1 pseudogene is annotated in these 556 nt (G+C 54.1%); it reads left to right on the top strand.

The features are described from left to right. Window positions 1–516: pseudogene (locus ACW9H9_RS28765) on the top strand (T6SS effector BTH_I2691 family protein); the annotation flags it as partial. Window positions 517–556: the final 40 nt, after the last annotated feature.

The following is a 556-nucleotide window of genomic DNA, read 5'->3' as shown; positions in this document are numbered from 1 at the left end:
GGCACCTACGAATACCTCACCCGCACCAAGGCCTGGATGAACCAGAACCTGGGCAACGCACTGCCCGCCTTGTTGGTGGGGCTGAACGTGTGGAACACCCACAACATTGCCAAACAAGCGCAGAACAACGGAAGGTTCACGGCGGATGAGCTGCGCACTATGGGGTCGAGCGCAGCGTATGCGGCGAATGCGATTGCAGCGTTGTGGGTGGGGCCGGCGTGGAATCGGGCGGGAGGGATGTCGGCTGAGATCGGCCGAAAAACCGTGAAGTTGGCTAAGGCGGGCTACATGGGATGGTTAGCTGAAGCTAAAGCCGCCTCTAGTGGAAGCCATCAGGCAAACATTGCTAATAATTTCGCGAAAGCTGCAAAAGGTCTGATTTTACGTACGGTGACTTGGGCATCATTCGGAGCCATTGCGGCTGGGCTTGAAGCGTGGCAAATTTTCAAAGATACGAACAATACTACGAGCAAGCAGGAAAACGTTCTTTTTTGGGCGAAGCTAGGGAAATCCTGAAGAAGACTTCCAAATATGGTGAAATACGCCGATCCCGTTG

The sequence above is a fragment of the Pseudomonas sp. SDO5215_S409 genome (genome assembly GCF_054071325.1).
Note: the sequence above shows the minus strand (reverse complement) of the source record. Positions and strands in the feature narration are given on the sequence as shown.